This window comes from uncultured Stenotrophomonas sp. (genome assembly GCF_963519925.1).
In the GTDB taxonomy this organism is placed as follows: Bacteria; Pseudomonadota; Gammaproteobacteria; order Xanthomonadales; family Xanthomonadaceae; genus Stenotrophomonas; species Stenotrophomonas maltophilia_AE.
Genome location: NZ_CAUQPH010000179.1, coordinates 1 through 6,203 on the forward strand (window position 1 = coordinate 1; position 6,203 = coordinate 6,203).

Annotated in this window: 6 protein-coding genes; all 6 read left to right on the top strand. The window is 69.4% G+C overall.

The genetic code is table 11. From position 1 onward, the window contains the following. Positions 1-64 precede the first annotated feature (64 nt). The 6 genes from hisF to RWO33_RS18575 all read left to right on the top strand — a co-directional run bounded on the left by hisF (position 65) and on the right by RWO33_RS18575 (position 6,110). A complete protein-coding gene (gene hisF / locus RWO33_RS18550) occupies positions 65-841 on the top strand; it encodes an imidazole glycerol phosphate synthase subunit HisF (protein WP_145477818.1) in 777 nt (258 codons plus the stop codon). After that, positions 831-1,454, top strand: coding sequence for a bifunctional phosphoribosyl-AMP cyclohydrolase/phosphoribosyl-ATP diphosphatase HisIE (hisIE, locus tag RWO33_RS18555; protein WP_314106712.1), 624 nt, complete (start codon positions 831-833; stop codon positions 1,452-1,454). Before hisF ends, hisIE begins: the two co-directional genes overlap by 11 nt. Positions 1,455-1,543: 89 nt before the next feature. Next, positions 1,544-3,142 (top strand): calcineurin-like phosphoesterase family protein, encoded by a 1,599-nt coding sequence (locus tag RWO33_RS18560; RefSeq protein WP_314106714.1) that lies wholly within the window; start codon positions 1,544-1,546, stop codon positions 3,140-3,142. Between the two features lie 178 nt (positions 3,143-3,320). Then, a complete protein-coding gene (locus RWO33_RS18565; protein ID WP_314106717.1) occupies positions 3,321-4,316 on the top strand; it encodes a glucokinase in 996 nt (331 codons plus the stop codon). Between the two features lie 52 nt (positions 4,317-4,368). After that, positions 4,369-5,367 (top strand): N(4)-(beta-N-acetylglucosaminyl)-L-asparaginase, encoded by a 999-nt coding sequence (locus tag RWO33_RS18570; protein ID WP_314106715.1) that lies wholly within the window; start codon positions 4,369-4,371, stop codon positions 5,365-5,367. Positions 5,368-5,369: 2 nt separating this feature from the next. Beyond that, positions 5,370-6,110 (top strand): copper homeostasis protein CutC, encoded by a 741-nt coding sequence (locus RWO33_RS18575; RefSeq protein ID WP_314106716.1) that lies wholly within the window; start codon positions 5,370-5,372, stop codon positions 6,108-6,110. Positions 6,111-6,203 lie beyond the last annotated feature (93 nt).

The window sequence follows — 6,203 nt, forward strand, 5'->3', positions numbered from 1 at the left end:
GCGCCGGCGCGGTGCTGGGCAAGGCGCTGCTGGAGCAGCGCATGGACCTGGCCGAGGCACTGGCATGTTGAGCCGACGGATCATTCCGTGCCTGGACGTGCGCGATGGGCGGGTGGTCAAGGGTGTGCGCTTCCGCGACCACGTCGACATGGGCGACATCGCCGAACTGTCCCAGCGCTACCGCGACCAGGGGGCGGACGAGCTGGTGTTCTATGACATCGGCGCCAGTCCGGAGGCGCGCTCGGTGGACGTGGCGTGGATCGAGCGCATCGCGCGCCTGATCGACATTCCGTTCTGCGTGGCCGGTGGCATCGACAGCGTCGAGACCGCGCGCCGGGTGCTGTTCGCCGGGGCCGACAAGATCTCGATCAACTCGCCCGCGCTGGGCCGCCCGGAACTGATCACCGAGCTGGCCGACGAGTTCGGCGTGCAGTGCGTGGTGGTCGGCATCGATTCGGTGCGCGAGCCCGACGGTGAGTGGCGCGTGCGCCGCTTCAGTGGCGATCCGGACAAGACCCAGGCCGTGCCCGTGCGCACCCTCGACTGGCTGGTCGAGGCGCAGCGCCGGGGCGCCGGCGAGATCGTGCTCAACTGCATGGACAGCGACGGCGTCCGCCGTGGCTACGATGTGGCCCAGTTGCGCCAGGCGCGGGCCGCCTGCCAGGTCCCGCTGATCGCCTCCGGCGGTGCCGGCGACATGCAGCATTTCGCCGATGTGTTCGACCAGGCCGACGTCGACGGCGCGCTGGCGGCGAGTGTCTTCCACAGTGGCGCCATTGCCATTCCCGCGCTGAAGCAGTTCCTGCGCACGCAACAGATCGAGGTTCGAGATGTCTATTGAGGTGTTGCCCTCCCGCGAGGCCCTGCAGACGTTGGACTGGGCCAAGGGCGACGGCCTGTTGCCGGTCGTGGTGCAGGATGCCGACAGCCTGGCGGTGCTGATGCTGGGGTATGCCAACGCCGAGTCGCTGGCGTTGACCCTGGAGACGGGCCACATGACCTTCTACAGCCGTAGCAAGAAGCGGCTGTGGACCAAGGGCGAGTCGTCCGGCAACGTACTGGCGGTGGTCGCGATGCGCGTGGACTGCGACCGTGACACCCTGCTGGTCAGCGCCCGCCCGGCCGGGCCGACCTGCCACACCGGCAGCGAGAGCTGTTTCGCGCAGGCACCCGGCAACTTCCTCGGTCGCCTGGACGCACTGGTGCGCGAACGCGAAGCACAGCGCCCGCCCAACAGCTACACCACGTCGCTGTTCGAGCAGGGCCTGCGCCGCATCGCCCAGAAGGTGGGCGAGGAAGGGGTGGAGACCGCGCTGGCCGGCGTGGTGCAGGACGATGACGCGCTGCTGGGGGAATCGGCCGACCTGCTGTTCCACCTGACCGTGCTGCTGCGCGCGCGCGGCCTGTCGCTGCAGGATGCGGTCGACGTGCTGGTGGCCCGCCACGCGAAGTGAGCGTGGCCGCTGCCGTTTAACGTTGCTGAAACGGGCTACCCGCGATGATGTGCGGCTTTACAATCGCCCACCTCCTACGGAACGCCTCGATGACCCGCACTTCTGCCTGGCTGGCCTGCCTGCTGTTGATGTCCGCACCTGCCTGGGCCAGCGAGGCCACCGTGACCGGCAAGGTCTACCAGGAGCGCGACGGCAGGCCCGGGCGCGGCCCCACCGACCCGGCACTGGCGGGCGTGCAGGTCTCCAACGGCGAGGTCATCGTGCGCACCGCGTCCGACGGCAGCTACAGCCTGCCGGTGCGCGACGGCCAGACCGTGTTCGTGATCAAACCCGACGAATTCCAGTTCCCGGTCGCGGCCAATGGCATGCCCGGCTACTGGCGCCACTACGCGCCGCAGGGCTCGCCGCGGCTGAAGTACAACGGCATCGCCGCCACCGGCAGCAACCTGCGCAACTGGGACTTCGCGCTGGAGCCGTCGAAGGATGCCGACGCCGCCCGCGACGGCTTCGAGATGCTGGTCTTCACCGATTCGCAGGCCGCCAGCCGCCAGGACGTGGGCTACTACCAGCGCGCCATCGTCGAACCGATCATCGGCAAGCATCCGGCACGGCTGGGGACCACGCTGGGCGACATCGTCAATGACGACCTGTCGCTGTACCCGCAGATCAACAAGGCCACCGCGCAGCTGCAGGTGCCCTGGTTCCACGTGCCCGGCAATCACGACCTGGACATGGATGCCGGCGATGACCGGCATTCGCTGGACAGCTGGCGCGCGGTCTATGGCCCGGACACCTATGCGGTGGAAGAGGGCGGGGCGAGCTTCGTGTTCCTCGACGACGTGGTCTACGACCCTGCCGCGAAGCCGAAGTACGTCGGCGGCCTGCGCCCGGACCAGTTCACCTTTCTGGCCAATTACCTGAAGAGTGTCCCGCGCGACCGCCTGCTGGTGCTGGGCATGCACATTCCGCTGTTCGACGCCGCGCCGGGCCGCGAGACCTTCCGTCATGCCGACCGCGCGCGCCTGTTCGCGCTTCTCAAGGATTTCCCGAACGTGCTGGTGCTGAGCGGGCACAGCCACACCCAGCAGCATTACTACCATGGCGCTGCGGAGGGCTGGCAGGGCCGCAGGCCGCTGCATGAGTACAACGTAGGTGCCGCGTGCGGTGCGTTCTGGTCTGGCGTGAAGGACGAAAGCGGCATTCCCGATGCGACCATGAGCGACGGCACCCCGAACGGCTATGCGGTGCTGTCGGTGAAGCCGGGCGGTGAGTACGGGCTGCGCTACTACGTGGCGCGCGCGCCCGACGACTACCAGATCGCCCTGCACGCGCCCAAGGTACTGCGCAAGGGGGCCTACCCGGCATGGGGGGTGTATGCCAACGTGTTCATGGGACAGGAAGACACGCGCGTGGAGTACCGGGTCGACGACGGCGCCTGGCAGGAGATGAAGCGGGTGGAGCAGCCCGACCCGCGACTGCTGGCCGAAAACGTCGCCGACGACAGCGCCGAGCGCCTGCGCGGTTTCGACCGCTCGCCCGAGGCCACCCCGTCACCGCACCTGTGGCGCGGCGCACTGCCGACCGACCTGGCGACCGGTGCGCACAAGGTGGAGGTGCGTGCCGCACACGCAGACGGCCCCACCGCAACCGCCAGCACCACCTACCGCCTGCAGAACGCAAAGCCGTAGTGCCAGGCCCTGCCTGGCAACCAAGCGGTCCAATACGCCCAGGTACGGCCCACCATGGCTTTGCAAAGCAGACCCGATCACCGAAAATCCCGGCGATGCATTCCACACAACCCAAGGCCCGCGAGTGAGCGTTGCGACACCGTTTCCGGACGCCCATCCGGTCCACCCCGAGGGTTCGATCGCGCCGCCTCGCCCGGGTTCGCACGGCGACACGCTGATCGTCGCCGATGTCGGCGGCACCTATGCGCGACTGGCCCTGGCGGACGTGGTGCCCGGCCAGCCGCCGCGCATCCGCCACCTGCGCCGCTATGCCTGCGCCGACTTCGCCAGCCTGGCGGCCATCCTCGCCGCGTTCCGCGCGTCACAGGCGCCTGCGCCGGGCACGGCGGTGGTGGCCATTGCGGGGGTGCTGGAAGGCGACCATCTGGTCAACACGAACCTGCCATGGCCGGTGTCGGTGGCGGCCACCCGGCGTGAGGCGGGACTGGCCACGCTCGACCTGATCAATGATTTCGAGGCTGTCGCGTACGCGATCCCGCACGTTGCCGCGGAGACGCTGGTGCCCTTGAACGGCGACCCGCCCGCGGGCGGCCGCTGGCCGGCGCTCGTGCTGGGGCCGGGCACGGGACTGGGCGGCGCGTTGCGCTTCGAGGCGGGCGCCCGTGCGGTGCTGGCCAGCGAAGCCGGACACGCGGCACTGGGCGCTGGCACCGCACTGGAACTGCAGGTGCTGCAGCAGATGCTGGCGCGCTGGGAACACGTGGACAACGAACGGATCCTGTCCGGCAGCGGGCTGATGAACCTGTACCCCGCGCTGTGCGCGATCCGTGGCGTGACCCCGCAGTGGTCCTCGACCGAAGCGCTGATCGCCGCCGCGCACGCGGGCGAGGACGCGCTGGCGGTGGAAACGCTGGACGTGTTCTGCGGATGGCTGGGCAGCCTGGCCGGCGATCTGGCGGTGACCTTCGGCGCGCGCTCGGTGTACCTGGCGGGCGGCATTTCCAGCCACGTCGCCCGCTTCCTCGATGACGGCCACTTCCGCAGCCGCTTCCTCGCCAAGGGCGTGATGCGGCGGGTCTTGGAACAGGTACCGGTGTGGCGGGTCGAGCATGGCGAGCTGGGCGTGATCGGCGCGGCGGTGTGGCACGCCGAGCACCGCTGCGCGGCGGCGTAAGCATTCTTTCCCGGCCTTCCCGGGCCGGTTCATGGCAGTGGGAGAGCAACGAGTGACTGATCGCAGGCAATTCCTCCAGGCCGGTGCGCTGGCGGCAGGTGTCATGGCATTTCCGCGGGTGCAGGCCAGCAGCAGCGGACGCGCGCGGGTGGTGTCCACCTGGGATTTCGGCGTGGGCGCCAACCAGGCCGCGTGGAAGGTACTGTCATCCGGCGGCAGCGCGCTGGACGCGGTGGAGACCGGCGCACGCTGGGCGGAAAGCGAGCTGTGCAACCCGACGGTGGGGCGCTGCGGCAATCCGGACCGTGACGGTGTGCTGAGCCTGGATGCGAGCATCATGGCCGGTGACGGGCAGTGCGGTTCGGTGGCGGCGTTGACCGAGATCCTGCACCCGGTGTCGGTGGCGCGGAAGGTGATGGAACAGACCCCGCACGTGATGCTGGTGGGCGAGGGCGCGCAGCAGTTCGCCGTGCAGCAGGGCTTCCGCCGCGAGAAGCTGCTGACCCCGGCGGCGGAGAAGGCGTGGCGCGAGTGGTTGAAGACAGCGCAGTACACGCCGGAAATCAATGCCGAGCGGCGTACCCGTCCCGGCGACAGCAGCAATCACGACACCCTGGGCATCCTGGCCATCGACGCGCAGGGCCAATTGGCCGGTGCCTGCACCACCAGCGGCATGGCGTGGAAGCTGCACGGCCGGGTGGGCGACAGCCCGATCATCGGTGCCGGTCTGTACGTGGACAACGAGGTGGGTGCGGCGACCGCGTCGGGCGTGGGCGAGGAGATGATCCGCAACGCGGCCTCGTTCCTGGTGGTGGAACTGATGCGGCAGGGGCGTTCGCCGGCAGAGGCCTGTCGCGAAGCGATCGCCCGTGTGGTGCGCAAGCGACCGGAGGCCAGCAAGACCCTGCAGGTATGCTTCCTGGCGCTGGGCCGCGACGGCGAGGTAGGCGCGTATGCGCTGCACCGTGGCTTCATCTATGCGGTGTGCGACAAGGACCGCCAGGACGACCTGCGCGATTCCGCATCGGTCTACACCAGCGAGCAGGCCTGAGCATGGCCAGGCACACCCTCGAGATTGCGTCGAACTCGGTTGCATCGGCCCTGGCCGCGCAACAGGGCGGTGCAGACCGCATCGAGCTGTTCGACAACCTCGCGGAGGGCGGCACCACGCCCTCGCATGGCAGCATCGCCGTGGCGCGGGAGCGCCTGCAGATCCCGCTGTTCGTGCTGATCCGGCCGCGCCCGGGCGATTTCCGTTACGACGCGCTGGAGACGGACATCATGCTGCGCGACATCGCGCAGTGCCGGCAGCTGGGCTGCGACGGTGTGGTGATCGGGGCACTGGACGCGGCGGGCGACATCGACGTACCGCTGTGCCGTGACCTGGTGGCGGCGGCCGGCCCGTTGGGCGTGACGTTCCACCGCGCCTTCGACGCCGCGCGCGACCTGCCGGCGGCGTTGGAGCAGGTGATCGCGCTGGGCTGCCAGCGGGTACTGAGTTCCGGCGGCCAGGCCAGTGCACAAGCGGGCAGCGACATGCTGGCCCGGCTGGTCACGCAGGCAGGTGATCGGCTGGCGGTGATGGCCGGCGCGGGCATCGGCCCGGACAACATCACGGACATCGCGACAACCACCGGTTGCCGCGAACTGCACGCGTCTGCAAAGGCGGTCCGGCTCTCGGGGATGCGTTATCGCAATGCTGACCTGCGCGGCCTGGACAACGACTGGACCCAGACCGACGCCAACACGGTCGCCGCACTGCGCGCTGCATTGGATGCAGACAATTGGTGCTGAAAAGCGGCTGCCGGTGGGGCGAGCGCGGGGCCGCCGTACCCTTGTGGGCGAATTTCCCCCGGCGTCGGCCTGCGGCCGCCCCCTTCCTCCTTT